General features: G+C 39.3%; 15 protein-coding genes. 8 read left to right on the forward strand and 7 right to left on the reverse strand.

Going from position 1 to position 20129, the window contains the following annotated elements; all coding sequences use genetic code 11:
• Position 1 precedes the first annotated feature (1 nt).
• Both FH971_RS05905 and thiI read left to right on the forward strand, forming a co-directional pair.
• Positions 2-928 (forward strand): flagellar motor protein MotB, encoded by a 927-nt coding sequence (locus FH971_RS05905; protein WP_140233704.1) that lies wholly within the window; start codon positions 2-4, stop codon positions 926-928.
• Between the two features lie 731 nt (positions 929-1659).
• Positions 1660-3114 carry a tRNA uracil 4-sulfurtransferase ThiI gene (gene thiI / locus FH971_RS05910; protein ID WP_140233705.1) on the forward strand — a complete coding sequence of 485 codons (1455 nt, stop codon included), beginning with the start codon at positions 1660-1662 and terminating at the stop codon, positions 3112-3114.
• A gap of 187 nt (positions 3115-3301) precedes the next feature.
• On the opposite strand, the gene FH971_RS05915 is transcribed toward thiI, so the two are convergent.
• Positions 3302-3526, reverse strand: a complete 225-nt coding sequence (locus FH971_RS05915; RefSeq protein WP_137221935.1) for a hypothetical protein — start codon at positions 3524-3526, stop codon at positions 3302-3304.
• 178 nt (positions 3527-3704) lie between these two features.
• Between FH971_RS05915 and FH971_RS05920 the strand changes: the two genes are divergently transcribed.
• From FH971_RS05920 to rlmM, 4 genes are all read left to right on the forward strand, one after another.
• The gene (locus tag FH971_RS05920; RefSeq protein WP_137221933.1) at positions 3705-4616 is read left to right on the forward strand and encodes a transcriptional regulator GcvA; all 912 of its coding nucleotides are present in this window, start codon (positions 3705-3707) and stop codon (positions 4614-4616) included.
• Positions 4597-5307: an alpha/beta family hydrolase gene (locus FH971_RS05925; RefSeq protein WP_140233706.1), complete on the forward strand. Its 711-nt coding sequence runs from the start codon at positions 4597-4599 to the stop codon at positions 5305-5307. The genes FH971_RS05920 and FH971_RS05925 overlap by 20 nt, the downstream gene beginning before the upstream one ends.
• Positions 5308-5426: 119 nt before the next feature.
• On the forward strand, positions 5427-5807 hold the full coding sequence (locus FH971_RS05930) for a DUF423 domain-containing protein (RefSeq protein ID WP_140233707.1): 381 nt from the start codon (positions 5427-5429) through the stop codon (positions 5805-5807).
• 96 nt (positions 5808-5903) lie between these two features.
• Positions 5904-6992: a 23S rRNA (cytidine(2498)-2'-O)-methyltransferase RlmM gene (gene rlmM, locus FH971_RS05935; protein ID WP_140233708.1), complete on the forward strand. Its 1089-nt coding sequence runs from the start codon at positions 5904-5906 to the stop codon at positions 6990-6992.
• 96 nt (positions 6993-7088) lie between these two features.
• On the opposite strand, the gene FH971_RS05940 is transcribed toward rlmM, so the two are convergent.
• Positions 7089-8099, reverse strand: coding sequence for an isocitrate dehydrogenase (locus FH971_RS05940; protein WP_137221925.1), 1011 nt, complete (start codon positions 8097-8099; stop codon positions 7089-7091).
• Positions 8100-8512: 413 nt separating this feature from the next.
• Here FH971_RS05940 and FH971_RS05945 point away from each other — a divergent pair, with 413 nt between their 5' ends.
• Positions 8513-11374 (forward strand): S9 family peptidase, encoded by a 2862-nt coding sequence (locus tag FH971_RS05945; RefSeq protein WP_140233709.1) that lies wholly within the window; start codon positions 8513-8515, stop codon positions 11372-11374.
• A gap of 104 nt (positions 11375-11478) precedes the next feature.
• Here FH971_RS05945 and FH971_RS05950 read toward each other — a convergent pair whose 3' ends face one another.
• From FH971_RS05950 to FH971_RS05970, 5 genes are all read right to left on the reverse strand, one after another.
• Positions 11479-11877 carry a DUF3192 domain-containing protein gene (locus tag FH971_RS05950; RefSeq protein ID WP_137221921.1) on the reverse strand — a complete coding sequence of 133 codons (399 nt, stop codon included), beginning with the start codon at positions 11875-11877 and terminating at the stop codon, positions 11479-11481.
• A gap of 48 nt (positions 11878-11925) precedes the next feature.
• Positions 11926-12693 (reverse strand): flap endonuclease Xni, encoded by a 768-nt coding sequence (gene xni, locus FH971_RS05955; RefSeq protein ID WP_140233710.1) that lies wholly within the window; start codon positions 12691-12693, stop codon positions 11926-11928.
• Complete coding sequence (ppnN, locus tag FH971_RS05960; protein ID WP_137221918.1) at positions 12686-14050, reverse strand: nucleotide 5'-monophosphate nucleosidase PpnN; 1365 nt, start codon at positions 14048-14050, stop codon at positions 12686-12688. Before ppnN ends, xni begins: the two co-directional genes overlap by 8 nt.
• A gap of 63 nt (positions 14051-14113) precedes the next feature.
• Positions 14114-15670 (reverse strand): sensor domain-containing diguanylate cyclase, encoded by a 1557-nt coding sequence (locus tag FH971_RS05965; protein WP_140233711.1) that lies wholly within the window; start codon positions 15668-15670, stop codon positions 14114-14116.
• 202 nt (positions 15671-15872) lie between these two features.
• Positions 15873-17882 (reverse strand): tetratricopeptide repeat protein, encoded by a 2010-nt coding sequence (locus FH971_RS05970; RefSeq protein ID WP_167495985.1) that lies wholly within the window; start codon positions 17880-17882, stop codon positions 15873-15875.
• Between the two features lie 373 nt (positions 17883-18255).
• Here FH971_RS05970 and FH971_RS05975 point away from each other — a divergent pair, with 373 nt between their 5' ends.
• Positions 18256-20082 carry a M61 family metallopeptidase gene (locus FH971_RS05975; protein WP_140233713.1) on the forward strand — a complete coding sequence of 609 codons (1827 nt, stop codon included), beginning with the start codon at positions 18256-18258 and terminating at the stop codon, positions 20080-20082.
• Positions 20083-20129 lie beyond the last annotated feature (47 nt).

Below are 20129 nucleotides of genomic sequence, written 5' to 3' on the forward strand. Positions count from 1 at the left end.
CATGGCTAAGGCCAAGTGTGATTGTCCACCAGCGGGAGCACCTTTGTGGCTTGCTACCTTTGCAGACTTGATGTCGTTGCTAATGTGTTTCTTTGTGTTGCTTTTGGCGTTCTCAGAAATGGACGTCATGAAGTTTAAGCAGATTGCCGGTTCAATGAAGTATGCATTTGGAGTACAAAACAAAGTTGAAGTGAAAGATATTCCTAAGGGAACATCGGTTATCGCGCTTGAGTTTCGCCCTGGACGACCTGATCCCACCCCTATTGAGATCATTAATCAACAAACCAATGAAATGACTCAGCCAACGATTGAATATCAAGCCGGTGAGGATGACAGTGCGGGTGGCACTCAGAAACAAAATGGTGAACAACGTGGCGGTAATGCTGCCGCGACCGCTCAGCAAGAAGCTGAAGCCGTTAAAAAAGATGCAGCGTCTTCGCAAGAAAATATTAATGAACAAGTTAAAAAAATGGCTGAAAAGCTCAATGAAGAAATTGTTGATGGTGCCATTGAAATTGAATCTTTAGGTCAGCAAATTATCATCCGTATTCGCGAAAAAGGCTCGTTCGCATCAGGTTCTGGTTTTTTACAACCAAAATTTAAACCAATTGTGCGTTCAATTGGCGAGTTATTGAAGGATGTTCCTGGGATCATTACGGTGTCGGGGCATACCGATGGTGCGGATATTAGTAATGAGTTGTACAGTTCAAATTGGGAGTTATCAACTCAGCGAGCTGTGGCTGTGGCTCACGAATTAAGAAAAGTCTCTGGTTTTGATGAAACACGTATGAAGGTGGTTGGCGAAGCGTCTAATCGTCCGTTGGTACCTAATGATACTAAAGATAATCAAGCTAGAAATCGCCGTGTTGAAATATCCATTGAGCAAGGAAAGCCTAAAGAGTCGAATGAAATTATCGTTACTGAATAGTGGGTCGTTTTAATCATAAACAAAAGGGCAACCTCTTTAGTAGGGGTTGCCCTTTTTGTTTTCAGTCTGCTTTAATTATCGACATGGCTTTTTTAGCGACGGTTATGCTGACTCTGAAGGTTATTCATTATGTCGTTGTCTATAATACCAATCTCATTAAATATCTGGTCGGTTCAGAGTCTCTCAGGTTTTTCAATTCAAGGCACATTGATGTAGAAATGGTTGTTCCCTTTTAAATCGATGTAACACAGAAGTGGAATACCTGAGAGACTCCATTCTGGCGGGTTTCAAAGTCCTTTATGCTTCGTTAGATGCTTTCAAAATACGACTGCATGGTCTATTTTTTTCCATAAAAAATAAGACATTCCCACCCTCCATGGCGGTCAGATGCTGGAGGTAGAGTAATGCAGGAGCTTGTTACCGAGAATCACGATTCGCTTCAATCATCTGGCTTGCCTACAGCACTTTGAACTCCCGCTGAAAGATCACATATCTAATAGGATTGGTATAATAAATAGCAGATAAAAAAGTGAATAGGTTTGGTTAATAGGCATCCTTTGGTATAATCCGCGAATTATTGCATATGCTTTGCTTTTTACTTAATAACGTAAGCAAACTGAGTAGACTGAGCCTTGCTATTTTTTCAATTTATTATCAACGTATTACTATCTCTATTTACTTAGCTACAAAGAGTGTAGTGCTATTGTGATGCTGATACCTGTGGACGCCCCATGAAGTTTATCGTAAAGCTGTACCCTGAAATCATGATGAAGAGCAAGTCGGTAAGAATGCGCTTTACCAAAATGCTTGAAACTAATATACGTAATGTGCTTAAAAATGTGGATGAAGGTGCCAAAGTACAACGTTTGTATGATCGTATCATAGTGCAAGTACCGAGCGATAAACCGGAATTATGTGACGTTTTTGCAGAGCGACTAGCCTGCATTCCAGGTATTGCTCATGTTGTGCAAGTGAGTGAATACAGTTTTGATTCGATCGACCATATTTATCAGCAAGCTTTGCCAAAATACCGTGATGAAATTGCCGGTAAAACTTTTTGTGTCCGGGTAAAACGCTCTGGTAATCATGACTTCAATTCAATTGAAGTTGAACGTTATGTCGGCGGTGGATTAAATCAACACACTGATGCGTTAGGCGTTAAACTTAAAAATCCAGATGTGACTGTTAACCTTGAAATCAATCAAGATAAGCTTTACATGGTAGAACGTCGCATTGAAGGTTTGGGCGGTTTCCCAATGGCGACACAAGAAGATGTTTTGTCGCTTATTTCGGGTGGTTTTGATTCTGGTGTATCGAGTTTCCAGTTTATTAAAAAAGGTGCACGTACCCATTACTGTTTCTTTAATTTAGGTGGAGCTCAGCACGAGATTGGCGTTAAGCAAGTCGCTTACCATTTATGGAAAAAGTATGGTGAATCACACAAAGTACGTTTTGTGTCTGTGCCATTTGAGCCTGTAGTTGAAGAGATCCTTGAGCGTATTGAGAATGGTCAAATGGGTGTTATTCTCAAACGTATGATGATGCGTGCAGCAACACGTATTGCAGACAAGTATGGTATTCAAGCATTGGTAACAGGTGAAAGCCTAGGTCAAGTATCGAGTCAAACACTGACTAACTTGAATGTGATTGATCGCTGCACAGATTTACTTATTTTACGTCCGCTTATCGCCATGGACAAACAAGACATTATTAATCAGAGTCGTATTATTGGTACTGAAGATTTTGCTAAGTCGATTCCTGAATATTGTGGTGTGATCTCACAAAAGCCTACCGTTAAAGCGGTATTATCTAAAGTTGAAGCGGAAGAGTTAAAGTTCTCTGAAGATTTAATTGATAGGGTAGTTGAGGCTGCCGTAGTGATGAATATTCGTGATATTGAGGCTGAAATGAATCAACAAGTAACCGAAACCGAAACGGTTAAAGATGTCGCTTCTGGCGAAATAATTATTGATGTACGCGCGCCGGAAGAAGAAGAAAGAAAACCACTATTGATTGAAAATGTAATGATTAAAACCATTCCATTTTTTAAATTAGCGACGCAATTTGCAGATTTAGATAAGTCTAAAACGTATTTGTTATATTGTGACCGTGGTGTGATGAGTAAACTGCAAGCTTTATATCTTGTTGAGCAGGGTTATACAAACGTTAAAGTTTATCGCCCTTAGGCTGTGAGTGATAACGTCACCAATGACCGTGATGCTAAGCATGATAAATAAAAAAACCGCATTATATGCGGTTTTTTTATGCTACATTCTATATTGTTTTTACTAGGCGTTGCTCAACGTTACTAATGGTACAATGATATTACGGTCAGTGAAATTGAGAATGTAAATCGATGTCTTATTTAATCACTTAATTTGATGATGTCACTTCTAATGATTCTTGTGGTTCATCATTGTCAGCAATTAAAATACTATTAACATCATTATTCATATCGATTTGCATGGCTTCAATGCTTTGTGATAACTCTGCATGTAAATCAACCATATCGATAGGTTCTAGTTCAGTCGCTTGGGCTGTTGTTAATCCTAGAATGGATGTTAGCGCTATAGCAAAAAGGGTATTTAGGTTGAACATAAGGGTGAGCCTCCAGGCTAATCAATCACAATTGCCGGACTATCCCGTTTACGTCGTAGAGATTGTCCAACTGTATTTTCAATGGCGCTAATTTAACCAAACACAGAGTTCTTTACAAACGACAAAAAATACCGATAATCATTAGAAAAACTAATTAAAAAATGAGAGATTGATCATTATGTCTAGACGATTACCGCCTTTAAATGCAGTCAAAGCATTTGAAGCTGCAGCACGACATTTGAGCTTTACCCGCGCCGCAGAAGAGTTATTTGTCACTCAAGCCGCGGTGAGTCATCAGATTAAAGCATTAGAAGATTTTTTAGGGCTAAAATTATTTAGACGTAAAAATAGATCATTATTGTTAACGGAAGAGGGGCAAAGCTATTTTCTAGACATTAAAGATATTTTTATTGAGCTTGGAGAAGCGACTAATCGTCTACTGGCTCGAAGCGCTGTCGGCTCGTTAACAGTGAGTATGTCCCCTAGTTTTGCTATTCAATGGTTAGTTCCTCGTTTAGCAAAGTTTAGTGAAAAGAATCCTGATATTGATGTACGTATTAAAGCCGTAGACAGTGATTCTAATTCATTAACTGACGATGTCGATGTGGCTATTTATTATGGCCAAGGCAATTGGCCTGGATTACGTGCTGATAAACTTCGTAATGAAGTGCTTATTCCTGTGTGTTCGCCATTATTACTCAATGGTCCTAAACCATTAACCCAACCGAGTGATTTAAAGTTCCATACCTTACTGCATGATTCCAACCGCCAAGATTGGCAGGCTTGGTTTAGGCAATGTGGCGTGACTGACATCAATGTGAATCAAGGTCCTATATTTAGTCACTCTTCATTGGTGTTGCAAGCCGCGGCCCATGGTCAAGGTGTAGCACTAGGCTATAGCGTACTTGCTAGGCCTGATATCAAAGCAGGGCGATTGGTGTGTCCGTTTGCTGAGGTATTAGTCAGCAAAGATGCTTATTATTTAGTGTGTCAGCAAAGTCATTCTGAAATAGGTAAAGTGTCGGCCTTTAGGGAATGGATGGTTGATATGTTTACCGAGGAGTCTCGTAGTGAGTTGCTCACCGGATAATGCTCCGATGTTAGCTATTGATTATCTATTACAAGGGCCGATAAGCGACACATTGATTATTTTTGCTCATGGGGCTGGTGCTAATATGCACCATGAGTATATGGTTTCAATGACAGATAAATTAGTCGCACAAGGTTATCAAGTTTATCGATTTAATTTTTTGTATATGCAAGCCAATATGCAAGATGGTAAACGTCGTCCGCCTGATCGAGCGCCTAAATTGCTGGTACATTATGAACAAGTATTGATGGATGTTCAGCAAAAGATGGCGCTTGGCCTGATCAATTGTCAGCGGATAATTCTGATGGGTAAGTCTATGGGCGGACGTATGTCAGCAATATTGACCAGTTCAGATCATCAATTACAACAGCCACTTATTGCCTCTGTAATCGATAAAATAGCTGCGGTGGTGTGTCTAGGCTATCCGTTTATTCCACTTAAAGGTGGAGAGCCAAGACTTGCGCCCATTCAGCATAATGCTCACCCGATGTTAATTGTTCAAGGTGAACGAGATAAGTTTGGCAATCTTCAGCAAGTGCCTACATGGGATTTAGGTGAACATGCTGAAGTCTGTTGGATTGGTGATGGTGACCATAGTTTACAACCGCGAAAATCGTCAGGTTATACCCTTGATGGTAATCTTAATATTGCAATTAATCACATCAGCCAGTTTATTGCTCGAGTAGACTAGTTTTAATTAAACTATGGTTACCGACATATCAATATCAAAGCTCGTGCCTCAAGTCACAAAAATGGGTTCACATCATTATTAAAATGCGTCGAGTATCAGTATGAAGAAGGTTAAGTAAGATGAAAAAAGGCTTGTTATTAATTGCTGCGTTGAGTGGTTTTATGGCGGTAGCGCTTGGTGCCTTTGCTGCCCACGGACTTAAATCTATTGCGCCACCAGAGCTGGTTAGTATTTTTAAACTAGGGGTCGATTATCAGTTTTATCATACATTTGGACTGATTACGTTGGCATTTTCTGCACATTGGATCCCGTCAAAACTGATTAACTGGGCTGCTTATAGCTTCATTGCTGGGATAATATTGTTTTCTGGTTCGTTATATCTTTATGCCTTTACGGGGGCTAAATGGATTGGTCCAATTACACCAATAGGCGGCTTATGTTTCTTAGTGGGGTGGTTATTATTTGCGGCAGCTATTTGGCATGCAAAATCAGCAGAATAATGGCTTGGCTAAATTCTCCCACCGTGAGTGTTTTTGGGTATAATAGCGAGATTATTGTCTCGCTATTATGCGAATACCCTTAAGCTAAGGCTCCAAATGAAAAACCTATTCCTATTTTGTCGCTCAGGCTATGAAAAAGACTGTGCGGCAGAAATTCAACAACGTGCAGCTGAATTAAATGTCGATGGTTTTGTTAAAACCAATCTCAACGATGCTTATGTGATATTTCAATGTTTCGATGAAAATGGTGCCGATACGTTAGTTAAGGAATTGGAACTGAGTTCATTGATTTTTGCTCGCCAAATGTTTGCTGCAGGTGAGTTGCTGAGTGATTTGCCAGAGAAAGACCGTGTTGGTCCTATCGTTGCCTCATTAGCTAAAATGTCAAAGTGTGGTGAGTTGCGCGTTGAAACACCTGACACCAATGAAGCTAAAGAATTATCTGCATTTTGCCGGAAGTTGACTGTACCGCTTCGCCAAGGGCTAAAAAAGAGTGGTGCGCTGCTGAATGCTGAAAATCCGCGTCGACCGATTATTCATGTGTGCTTTATTGGGCCGGGTAAAGCGTATGCCGGATATTCATTAAACCATAATAGCTCTCCTCATTTTATGGGGATCCCTCGTTTAAGAATGGCAGCCGATGCTCCTAGTCGCTCAAGCCTGAAACTCGATGAAGCCTTTGGTGCATTCTTAACTAAAGAAGAGCAAGAAACTCGCTGCCGTAGTGGTCTTAACGCGGTAGATTTAGGTGCTTGCCCTGGTGGTTGGACTTACCAATTAGTTCGCCGTGGGATGATGGTTGCAGCCATTGATAACGGCCCTATGGATCCAAAATTGATGGAAACGGGCCAAGTGAAGCATTTTCGTGCAGATGGTTTCCGTTTCGAACCACCACGTAAAAATATTTATTGGTTAGTGTGTGACATGGTTGAAAAGCCAGCTCGAGTTGCAGAATTGATGGAAGCATGGGCGATTAATGGTTGGTTTAAAGAAGCTATTTTTAACCTTAAATTACCGATGAAGAGCCGCTATAAAGAAGTCAGCACGATTTTACAAACCATGGCGACCATTTTAACTGAAAATGAAATTGATTTTAAAATGCAGTGTAAGCACCTTTATCACGATCGCGATGAAGTGACTGTGCATTTATGGATTTTCCCTGAAAAGGGCGTTAGCTACGCATAAACCGTTATTGTGAAACTAAAGCTACATTAATAAAAAGCCCCTTATGCAATGCATGAGGGGCTTTTTTAGTTGATTGCTTATTTTAAAAAATAAGCATTATCCTAAACGGTCAAGTACCGCTTGCGTAAAGTCGGTTGTGCCGTGAGTGCCGCCTAAATCGCGGGTGGTACGGTCACCTTCTTCAATAACCGCTGCTACTGCACTGCGGATCATCTCAGCTTTATCTGACATGCCTAAGTATTCCAGCATTTGAATCGACGCTAAAATAACAGAAGTTGGATTGGCTAGATTTTTACCTGCAATATCGGGTGCACTGCCGTGTACGGCTTCAAAAATAGCCGCATCGCGACCAATGTTTGCGCCTGGTGCCATACCTAAACCGCCCACTAGACCTGCACATAAGTCAGATAAAATGTCACCAAATAGGTTAGTGGTCACAATCACATCAAAGTTTTCAGGGTTCATAACCAGTTTCATACACGTGGCATCAACGATCATTTCTTCTGTGGTGATATCTGGGTAACGTAAGCTTACTTCGCGAGCAACTTTCAAAAATAAACCCGAAGTTGATTTCATGATGTTAGCTTTGTGAACGATAGTCACTTTTTTGCGGTTTTCTTTACGGGCTAGCTCGTAAGCAAATGTGGTGATTTGTTCTGCGCCATGACGAGTAATAATACTGGTCGCTTCTGCTGTTTGGCCATCATCAGAGATTTTTTGACCTAAGCCTGAATACATACCTTCGGTATTTTCACGCACGGTAATAATATCGATGTTTTCATAGCGCGCTTGGGTTCCCTTAAATGAAATCACCGGGCGCACGTTAGCATATAATGCAAACTTTTTACGTAAGCTGACATTGATAGACGTAAAACCTTCACCGACAGGTGTAGTTAACGGACCTTTAAGCGTTATACGATTTTTTTCGATAAGGTCTAAAGTACGCTGGGGTATGAGTTCACCGTGCTTTTCTAACGCCGTTAACCCTGCATCTGCAAATTCATATTCAAAATCACATCCTGCTTTGTCGAGGATTTTTAATGCTGAATCGATAATGCTTGGTCCAATCCCATCACCAGGGATCACGGTTATTGTACGTTTTGACATGAATAGTCCTTCCACGGTTGTGGTTACTGCAATTGTTAGACCGCATACATAACACGGCCAAGTGACGATAGAAATCGTCGATTTCTGCGGCGTATTTTAACCACTTTTAACGTTTATTTACAGAAAATAGTGAGTATTATCACATTTTTTCCGTTATTTTTAAGTCAAATCTATTCCGATTGTTTTACTATGAGCCTTTGTTACAAGTTGTTTACTTGTAACATATCTTAAGGCTGAAAATTTATCGGCAGTTCAATATGCTATTGGCGAGCATTAGCTTATGCGGTGAGCATTTTTTATATAGACGACTTTGGTCGAGTGTAGTGTGTTAAGTCTACTGCTGGCACGTTAAGCTTATTATTACCTAGTTAAAATTACAGATAATCCATTACGGCAACCATTAGAGGAAAACTGTGAAATTATTCAATTTAATTCCATTGGCAATTTGCCTGTCATTTAGTGCCCATGCGGCTCCGGAACGTGCACTGTCTCTTGATGACATAATGCATTTTGAAACCTTACAACAGCCAGTTATTTCGGATAATGGCAAAGTGATTGCGGTACAGGCTACTCCAGATAGGGGAGATAGTCGTGCATTAATTCGTTTTAGTGATAATCGCAAGCAATATGAAATTATCAATGGCACCGATGTTAACGTCAGTGCTGATGGTAAATTTGTGTTGGCTACAATTGAAGCAACTTTATTTGATCGAGAAACCAAAAAGAAGGACGATTTACCTCATCAAATTGTGTTGCTCAATACCGAAAATGGAAAACAGCAACAATTTGACAAGGTCAATTCAGCTTCATTTAGCGATGACGGTCATTTTTTAGTCGTGAAGTTTGAAGCTAATAAACCAGAGCCTGCTGAGTCTGAGTTGGCAAATACTGAATCAAAAATTCCAGAACCAACTACTTCAGAGCCTATAGCGTTAAAGTCAACAGCTTCAGAAACGAAAAATACTAACAATGCAAAAGCTGATAGTGAGCCCCCAGAGATTGAAAAGGCTGATAAAGGCGCGGATATTCGCTTAATAAACCTAGCTACAGAACAGCAAACTCAGTTGTCTGATGTAACACGATTTGTTTTTGATAAAGCAGGTAATTATTTTGTTGCTGCGGTTAATCAAGGCGAGAGTAAGCTTCACCAGGTTGTGTTAATCACGCTGGATAACCAAACACAGCGCCAACTTTATACAAGTACAGATGAACATATTGAAGCATTAGCAATTAGTGACGATGGCCAATATGTTGCCGTGACAAAAGGCGCTGCGAGTGCTATACGCTATGGTCGTGAGTACAATATGTTACTTATTGATGTGCAGCAGAATAAACAACAACAATTTGCTCAGTCAGAAGGTTGGACATATAACCAATACTCAAGCCTGCAGTTTTCAAAAGATGGTCAGCGTTTATTTGTCGGTCGAGTGCCAAAAGTAGAACAACAAGCTGAACTTGCTGATTACCAAAACCCAAATGATGTCTTTAATCCAGAGATTATTACGGCGAAAAAGCAGTTACGCATTTGGCATGGCGATGACGCCAAAATTAAGCCTCAAGAAGTTAAAGAATATGAGCAAGAATTAAAACGCACTTATTTAGCGGTTTTACACCTAGATTCAAATACGTTAGTCCAATTAGCCGATCAAATGGTGCCAGATGTCACTTACGGTGAACAAACTCGTTTTCTATTGGCTAGTTCAGATGTGCCATATCAAAAAATGATCACCTGGGCAGGTTTCTATCGTGATGTGTATTTGGTTGATGTAAGCAACGGTAATAAAATCCCGGTATTAACTCAGCAACCTAGTGGTGAAATGCCGACGCTATCGCCGCAGGCTAAATATTTAGCTTATTATCAGCAAGGTAATGTTTACCTTTATGATGTTGCTTCCCAGCGTAAGATTAATTTAACCGCGAATATTTCCACCCCCTTTGCTAATGAAGATCATGATTACCCAAGTGAAGCGCCTGGATACGGTTTTGGTCCTTGGTTAGCCGATGGGAGTGCAATAACGGTATATGATAAATACGATGTATGGCAGTTTAATAGTGCATCGAAGCAAGGTTTTATGCTGACTAACGGGGAGGGGCGAAAACAAAAAACTCAATTTAGAATAGTTGGTTTAGTCCAAGATAAGCCGTTACCCGCGGTAGTGAATAATGCTGAAACAGTGTTATTGCAAGGCTATAATCATCTATCAAAAGCAGATGGTTTTTTCAGCGTCAAAATTGGTGTAGCAGGCGTGAACAGGTTAACCGAGAGTAACAGCAAATTAACCTTGCTTGCTCGAGCGGATAAAGCTGCGACTGTGGTGTTTTCAAAACAGCGCTATGATTTGTATCCAGACTTGTATATTGCGGATAATACTTCGCCACAGAAAGCTGTACAGCTTACAACCCTAGATAAACAACGTAAGCCATTTAAATGGGGCAATGCGGAATTAGTGCATTGGCGTGATGGTGATGGTATCAAAATGGATGGGGTACTCATTAAGCCCGCGAATTATCAAGCTGGCAAACAGTATCCAACTTTAGTGTATTTTTACCGCTTTATGAGCGATAGATTACATGCATTTCCTGATATGAAACTCAATCATAGGCCTAACTTTGCTTGGTACGCTGACAATGGCTACGCTATTTTTCTGCCAGATATCCGCTTTGAGATCGGTTATCCTGGCATTTCATCAGTAAAAGCATTGACCGCAGGTGTGCAAAAGCTGATAGAGATGGGCGTGAGCGATCCTAACGCAATTGGTATTCAAGGCCATTCTTGGGCAGGCTATCAAAGTGCTTATGCTGTGACACAAACTAATATCTTTAAAGCGGTTGTTACGGGGGCTCCAGTGTCGAATATGACCAGTGCATACAGTGGTATTCGTCATGGCTCGGGTTTAGCAAGGCAGTTTCAATATGAAACAGGCCAAAGCCGCATTGGCGAAAGTTTGTTTAAAGCCCCACAAAAGTATATTGAAAACTCGCCTATATTTTATGTTGATCGTATTCAAACCCCAATGATGATCATGTTTGGTGATAAAGATGATGCTGTACCTTGGGAGCAAGGTGTTGAGTTATATCTTGCGATGCGTCGTGCAGGTAAAGACGTGGTGTTTTTGCAATATGAAGATGAACCGCATCATTTGAAAAAGTACCCTAACAAGCTTGATTACAGTATTAAGATGAAACAGTACTTTGACCATTATTTAAAAGGTGCGCCAGCCCCTGATTGGTTACGCCAAGGTGAAGCTTATCGGGAATATAAAACAGCAGATTAAAGCTGATTGTTATTTTATAAGTACTAGTTTACATTGAATTTTCACGCCCTATACAGATATTGTTAGGGCGTTTTTATGTTGATGAACAGGGTGTGGAAACCGATCTATTGCGGGGCTTGATTGGTTATTGGCACGGCAAAGTATTGTTCTTGTGTGTCTTGTCCCCATGCAATCAGTAGATTATCCCTAAATAATAATGGCGTGCATTCTTCTTTAGTCGTTTCTCCGTCAGATTTCATATGGTGAGTTCGGTAATACATTACTTGGTATTGGCCATCAATGCCGGTTTTGGCTTCGACAAAATCAGCACTGCCTAATAATGTTCGTATCTCATCAAGGTTTTGCCCAAAACTGATTTCACTCATTTTTTGCAAATTAAATGCTTGACGGTCATCCCAAGCCCGGTCTTCTGGCTGGGGTTCATATACAAAAATGACTACGGCAACAAACAGTAAATAAGCTGTGAATATTCCACCGATAATATAAGTCACTTTAGCGTTCATAATCTGGATAATCCGTTATGGTATTAATATTGATATCCTATTATTGCATTAGTTTGTTATCGGTTTGGTTCTAAATTGTTTCAAATTAATATTTAGTGGAATATCGCATTGCAACTGCGCCAATTTATAGCTAATTCTTGCCATTTCTTTACCTTCTTCTAATTTAAGTGCTTGCTTGGCACCTAGATTGTCTAAAGAACGATACAAATTGGCTAGTGTTCTAAATTTATTAAGTAAGTCTGCAGCAGACTTTGGCCCTATGCCAGTGATACCGGGGATTTTATTGCCGCTATCACCTGCGAGTGCAATAAAATCAAGCATTTGATATTGCTCTATCCCAAGTTTTTTTTCATATTGTTGAACATCAAAAACCTGTTGGTTAAAGTGATCCCACAAGGTGAGTTTTTTACTCGGTAGTTGGCTAAACCCTTTATCCGTTGAAACTATGATCACCTCACCATCATTGCTGATCATTTTCATTGCTATGGTGGCGATAACATCATCGGCTTCAGATTGGGCATCGAATGAGTTGATGTCGTTTTCTGCCAGTGTGGCTTTAATGTTAACCAGACCATCACTTAATGCCGTTGGCATGGGTTTACGGCCTTTTTTATAATCGTTATACAATGTTTTACGCCAAGATGTTTCATTGCCATCCCAAACGATAATGCAATGAGTGGGTTGATGCTGCAACAGCATTTTTTTTGATGCCGCTAACGTACGTTCTTGCACGCTGGTAATATCATTTTCATCTGGTAGTACCGCATGAATACGGCGTACAAGGTTGAGTCCATCAATTATAAGTAATTTATTCATCTGTTTTTATTATGTTGTAGCAGGGCACATAAGCGCTTCCTGGCAGTTTCATTCGCTGTTGTTTAACAAAAGCAGTTAATAGCTTATCCATCATCAGCATGAGTTTAGCATCTCCTTTAATTTTAAAGGGACCAAACTCTTGGATCAACTTGATGGTATCGCCTTTTACGTTACCCGCGACAATACCTGAAAACGCTTTACGTAAGTTGGCGGCAAGTTCAGCTTTGTTGTCTTGAAAGTAGAGGTTTAAATTTGCCATCACTTCATGGGTTGGAGCAAAGGGTAATTGAAATTCGGGTTCAATTTTTAATGACCATTGATATTGGTAAGCATCACATTTTTGTTTACGATAAATTTTTACTTGTTCCATACCTTGTTTCATTATTTGTCCGACTTTGACGGGATCATTAATAATGATTTGATACTTACTTTGTGCTTCTGGGCCTAATGTTGCCCCAATAAATTCATCAATGACAGTAAAATATTCCACACTTTCTGCGGGGCCCGTTAACACCAGTGGAAAACAGGCATGACTATTGTCTTTATTTAATAAGATGCCAAGGAGATAAAGTAATTCTTCTGCTGTGCCAGCCCCTCCTGGGAAAATGACAATACCATGACCTAAACGGATAAACGCCTCTAGACGTTTTTCTATGTCAGGTAAAATGACTAATTCATTAACAATTTGATTTGGGGGTTCTGCGGCAATAATACTGGGTTCGGTTAAGCCAATATAACGGGCATTGTGTACCCGCTGTTTGGAATGCGCAATTGCAGCGCCTTTCATTGGCCCTTCCATTGCACCAGGGCCGCAACCGGTACAAATATCTAATTTACGTAAACCAAGTTGATACCCGACATCGCGAGTGTATTGATATTCAACCGCGTTGATACTGTGTCCTCCCCAGCAGACAATAACATTAGGGTCTTTCATGGGAGAAATGGCTTGGGCATTACGTAAAATATCAAATACAACATTGGTAATGTGAGTCGCATTACTTAAGTCTATGTGCTTTAAATTCTCATACTTGTTGCTGATGTAGATGATATCGCGGAGTACTGCGAATAAATGCTCTTGAATGCCAGCGATAATTTCACCATCAACGAAAGCTTGCGTAGGAGGATTGATCAGCTCTATCTGAATACCTCTTTCGTGTTGTAATATATTAATACTAAATGATTTATAGCGACTAAAGAGTGCTTCAGAACTGTCACTGACAAGACCTGAAGCTAATACCGCAAGTGAACAATTTCGATATAATTGATAAAGATCGCTTTTAGCCCCTTGTTTTAGTCGTTCAACCTCTAATTGTGACAGTTGATCTAGACTACCGCGTGGACTAATTTTTATGCTCATAAGCCATTCCTTTGGACGCGAGTGAGTGATACCTGAGTCCAAAGAAAACGATCTTGGGATGGACTATATATCAATAACGACTCGGTCTCTGCCATTGTTTTTTGCCTGATATAATGCTGCATCAGCTCTTTCAAAAGCATCTTCAAGTGATTCATTTTCCATTACTTGTGCAGCACCTATAGATAATGTAACTGTAATTCTCTGATTTTTAAATTTAAATGGAATATTTTTGATTTTCTCTCTCACGCGGTTCAATAATATTGAGATATGATCATTGTTAATGTCTGGCAACAATAATACAAACTCTTCACCACCATAACGAGCCACAAACTCACTATCGCGTAATGAATTTTTTAGAGCCATTGCAATGACTTGTAAAGTCTTATCTCCAGTACTGTGACCAAAGTTATCATTAATAATTTTGAAGTGATCAATGTCTGTTATCGCAATCCATAACGGTGTTTTATAGCGAATGTGGTTTCGATATGCTTGTTCCATTCGGTCTTCTAACGCAGTACGATTTGCCAATTGAGTCAGTGGGTCAAGCAGGTTGAGCTTTTGATGTTCAAACAATTTTTCTTTGTAATTACTCGCTTCTTGACTCATAGCGTTGAGCTCTTTACGCATTGACTCAATCGATTTACGCAAGATGGTTTGTTCGCGTTGCTCTAGTGCCTCTTTACGAGAAAGAGCATCTCGAATTGAAGACAATTGCGCCGTTAGCTGAGTTTTTAATTCGTTAAGGTTATCCGCACCTGTCACTAATTCACCTGTACTATTAACCCGTAAATTAATCTCTTGGTTTAATTGCCCTTTAAGCTGTTCATTTCGTTGGCTGTTATTATGGACATTATTGACTACATCATGAACAATAAGCAGGGCGTCATTAAGGGAGAATAAAAAATCTTGTGAAGCCGTTTTCTCGCGTGCAATGTTATCTAGCAGTAAACTGAGTATTGTTTGGTAAGAGTCCAACAAGTGACTTAAACTAATATCACCGAGTAAGACTTCTTTAATGACTAGAATTTGGTCGCGTTGATCTTTTCTAAATTCGATCTCAGAAATTTTAGCTGCTAGTTCTTTGGCTAACAGAATGTGTTGAGGCAAAATTTTATAGTTGTCGGCATCTGAAAATTGGTGTTTTAAAATTTCTTCGTAGAAAAAAATAAGTTTTTCAACTTTGGGGATATATTCCCATACGGTATGAAAAGGTTTATTTAGCTCTTGTTTAAAATAGGTTATTTCTTTTTTTAGTTTGTCTGGTGCAGCATCAATACGCTGGATCTGACGAATGACTCGATTGAGTCCATTACGGCTATCTTCTAGACGAGACATGGTATGACTATATTGAGATTTCAATAACCTTTCAATATCGACTAATTCTGGCAAGGCTTCATCAATTTGCTCAAAGTTGTGCATATGATGGCGTAATTTAGCCAACTTATTATCGAGCTCGATATTTTGCCCCTTACATGCGAGGCTGAGATGTGTAATAAACTGAATTAATACCTTCAATTTTTCATTGCGGTCAGTATTAATTTCTTCGAGTGCAAGCTTTGCTGCATTGAGCTTTTGCTTCATCAACGAAATTTGAGTTATCGTTGTATTTGACTCTTTCATTTTGCAGCGCCTACTCTAATTTGTCAGCTAAAAAGGTATCGATTGTCATCATTAGTATATTAATTCGACACCAATGTTAATGCATATTAATTAACATATCATGTTGTATCATTGTAGTGATGTTATCTCAAAAATGTTGTGCAGCAAATCCAATTAACTTACAAAACAATATAATTAATTAAAATGCGAGTTTATTAAGCAATTAATGTTTTGGCCATTCAAAATCTTGCATGTCATGATTGCTTTCTGCACGAATTATACCTCGGTTAAGTGCTTGAGTAAGGTTTAAAAACAGTGGAGGCATAAAAATAGCCGCTGGGGCAAAATTAAGTGGTCGTAATGAAACATAAGCGGGTTGCTCTGTTATTTTCATTGCAGCGGCAAGTGCATACTGCAATGTTTCGAATTGTAATGTAGCACTAATTTTCACATCAGGATTATCGAGTAATGGTAAACTAATGTGACCAATACTGACGTGCTGACCAGCCGATTGATGTATAAAGTTGGGGATAGTAAATTGGGTCAATTTTAATTGTTCTATGCAGGTTATTACCGCTTTTAAGATTGCATCAGCTTCATATTGTTTATCGAAATAACAGGCAATTAAGCCTGAACGTATGATGAATGCTTCGGTGTCTAATTGTTGACTAAACTGAGTGATAAACTGCTGCATTAGTGTTACTGATTCAGTAAGCCCAAGTTGAATATCAATATTATTTAATTCATTGATATTAACAAGTGCCAATGTTTTAGGTTCAATATGCCTTATATTGTCTATTCGTTGAATAAAAGCTCTGTATCCTTGGATTTGTGTTATGGGATCAATGGAGTTTAAATATTGACTATTAAGATATAATTCGTTTTTTTGTTGTAGTTTTTTATAAATAAAAATTAATAATATAATTACAATGCTGAAACTAATTATTAACACTAAGATGATAAATTGATTATATTGATTTTTAGTTGTTTGTTTTACGAGTTTTTCTTGTAACAAACCTAATTCAAATTTGAGTTTCTGTTCAGTAAGTTCAGCATAATCATTAGTTGGTTGCGCTTTTTCTTGAGATTTATTGGTCAGTTGAATAATGCTATCAGTGGTTTCTATTGCGGCATTAAGGTCGTTAGTTTTACGGTATGCTATAGATAAATAACTCAGAGCTTCAATTTGTACTTCAATTAAGTTTTTCTTTTTAGCCAATTCAATTGCTTTATTGGCGTGGTCAATGGCTGAAAGCCACATGCCTTGATTAGTGTCGATTTGGGCAAATAATAATTCATTATGCACTAAATAATGGTTTACCTTGCGTTCTCTAAAGATATTGTTTGCTTGTTGCAATGCCTTCAATGCCGCTTGGATATTATTTAATTTGAAATACGCTTCACCTAAATTGTGGAAAGTGATCCCCGTGGCTATTTCGTTACCACTACGCTCATTCACTTGTTGTGCATTTAAATAATAATCGACAGCTCTGTTCCATTTATCTTGTCCTGCGTAAATCATTGCAATGACAGTCAATGTGTCAGACAAGTATGCATCCTGACCTAAATCTTGAAGTATTTCTGCAGCATTATGAGCATATTTTAGTGCATCATCCCATTGTTCTAAATCACGGTATGTGCGGGCTAAATTGAGTTGTGTGTGTGCTTTAATACTTGGGTAATCTAGGTTGCTGGCGAGACGAAACGCTTCACTATAATGCTGTAATGATTTTGCTTGATCACCATTCAGATTGTAATAACGGCCTAATTCAGTCTCCGCATCTGATATAAAGTAATCATTGCGAAGTTGATAAGCGATTTCACGGTAACGATTTAAATGAGATAACGCAGGTGTAGGTTGAAGCAACATTGAGTGTAACATGCTCAATTGCTCATGTAGCGAAGATTTGAAAAGGGTACTTTCTAAGCTAACATCTGTGTTAACCATATTTAACGCATTGTTATATTGGACTATCACCTGATTATATTCTTGGTTTTGTCGTCCCTTAATCCGTGCTTTAAGCATTATTACGATGGCTTGCTCAAGGGGGGTAGATGCGATGGCATCTAGTTGATTGATGAGTATTTCAGCATCTTGATATTTAGTCGATGATTTAAGTTTTGCCTCTAAATTCAACCGGGCCAATAGTTCTAAATCTCGATGGAGTTCATCTGGTTGGTAACTTAATTCTTCAGCAGCTTGTGTAAACTCTGCGTTATTTGAAAACTTCAACGGAAACTCGGTGGCCCTAACTAACTTTGTATAAAGTTTTTGTGGGTTCTCTTTGAGCAATATCTCTTGTTGTTCAATGTCTCGTGCAGATACCACTGAACTGAATAGTATTGAGTAACATATGAATAGTATTGAACAACATTTGACTAGAGGAAAACATCGCAGCATAGCAAGAGATACCTTTATCGTTTTAGTTAGCATAAACCACATTGTAGACTTCATTAAGATAAGTCCATTTACTGTGGTTTGATGTCGTCATTTCAGTGTATTGACTGCCACGTTGTAAATTACCACTGTGTTAATGTGCCTAGATCGTTATAATTGTTCAGAATTTAAAACAAAAACTATAGAATCATACCAGAAGGAACCTAGAGTGAAACCTACTTCTCTTGTAATTTTAACCACTACTGCCATTTTTTCGATGAGTTGGGTAATACCTGCACTGGCAGATGTTGATTACCATATCGATATTAATCAACCAGCGCATCATTTAGCTCAAGTGAGTGTTTCATTTCCTCAAACTGACTCAGACAAATTGACCGTTAATTTACCGGTATGGCGAACGGGTCGCTATCAAGTATTACCTGTTGCTGATGGTGTAAGATTGTTTAATGCGACTGACAGTAAAGGACAGTCATTACCGTGGAAACGAACTGCAAGCGGTGAATGGCAAATAGCCTTAACCAAACCGACATCGGTTAAGGTGACTTATCAACTGCATGCCAATGAACTAGGCGACCGTTTGCGTCACATTGATAATAGCCATGCTTATTTAGATGCCAGTGGTGTATTTATGTATAGCCCTGCATTTCGTCAGCAACCCGTAACAATCAAAATGGCTGTGCCTGAAGGTTGGCAAAGTTATTCTGGTATGGATAAAGGCCCTAAGTCACATTCATTTAGTGCCCCAAATTATGATGTGCTAGTTGATTCGCCGATTGAAACAGGGATCAGTGAGCATGTTAGCTTTGAGGCTGATGGCCGCGATTATGACGTGGTATTTTGGGGGGAAGGTAATTACGATACCCAAAAAATTGTCGCAGATTTAGCCAAAATAAGTGGCCAAGCATCTGCTATTTGGGATGGTTATCCCTTTAAACGTTATTTGTATATGGTTCATGCTACCAGTGGTGCTCGTGGTGCGACAGAGCATTTGAATTCGACTGTCATTCAAATTCCTCGATTTAATTTCCGTGAACGTGAAGACTATTTACGTTTTATTAGCACCGCATCTCATGAGTTTATTCATACTTGGAATGTAAAAGCGTACCGACCACAAGGGTTGGTGCCATATGATTACCAATCAGAAAACTTAACTGATCTGTTGTGGATGGCTGAAGGTTCTACTAGCTATTTTCAAAATCAGTTATTGCTACGAGCTGAAGTTATCACGGCAAAAGAATTTTTTGATGATTTAAGTAAACGAATAGTGCTCAACCAACACAATCCAGGTCGAGAGGTCCAATCTATTGCAGAAGCCAGTTTAGGCCAATGGAGCAGTACTTGGGGAGATTATGCACTTAATCATAGTGTGAATATTTACTCTGAAGGTTATTTGGCATCAATGGCGCTTGATTTTAGTTTGTTGAATGATACACAGCTTGAACATTCATACCGAGATGTTCATAAGGCGCTTTATCAAGAGTACAAAATCCCAATGGGGTATAACGTTGCCGATGTGCAATCTATTTTGAAGCAACTTTCAGGTAAGGACTATCAATCTTGGTGGCAAGAATTTGTCAATCAACCGTTCAGTCTACCGTTTGATGAGTTATTGGGGCACGCAGGCTTAACCACCACTTATGGTAAATCAGCTAAAACTGTTGTTGATGCTGGAATGGCGTTATCAGGTCTGCATGATGATTTAATCCTTGCTACAGTGATTAAAAATGGACCTGCATGGAAAGCAGGGCTAACTGCCGGTGATGAGATTGTGGCTATTAATGGATTGAAGGTAACGGCGGACGGACTGACTAAACGCCTTAACGATTTTATTGTTGGCGATACCATCAAGCTAAGCATATTCAGTGATGATCGTTTAAAAGAGGTGAGTTTACGGCTGACTGAGCAGCCTAAAGGTGACTTAACTATTGCGCCTCTGGATGAGGCAACCGATGCCCAAAAAGCGTTTTATAAAGCGTGGTTAGGCGTTGATTGGCCATTTGATGATAAAGGTGAGTGGATTAGCACTGCTGACTAAATCAACTCGTGTCATTGTGCTCTGAGCACTGAGATGCCAGCATTGAA

Origin of the sequence: Shewanella polaris (assembly GCF_006385555.1) — a bacterium.
Taxonomy (GTDB): Bacteria; Pseudomonadota; Gammaproteobacteria; order Enterobacterales; family Shewanellaceae; genus Shewanella; species Shewanella polaris.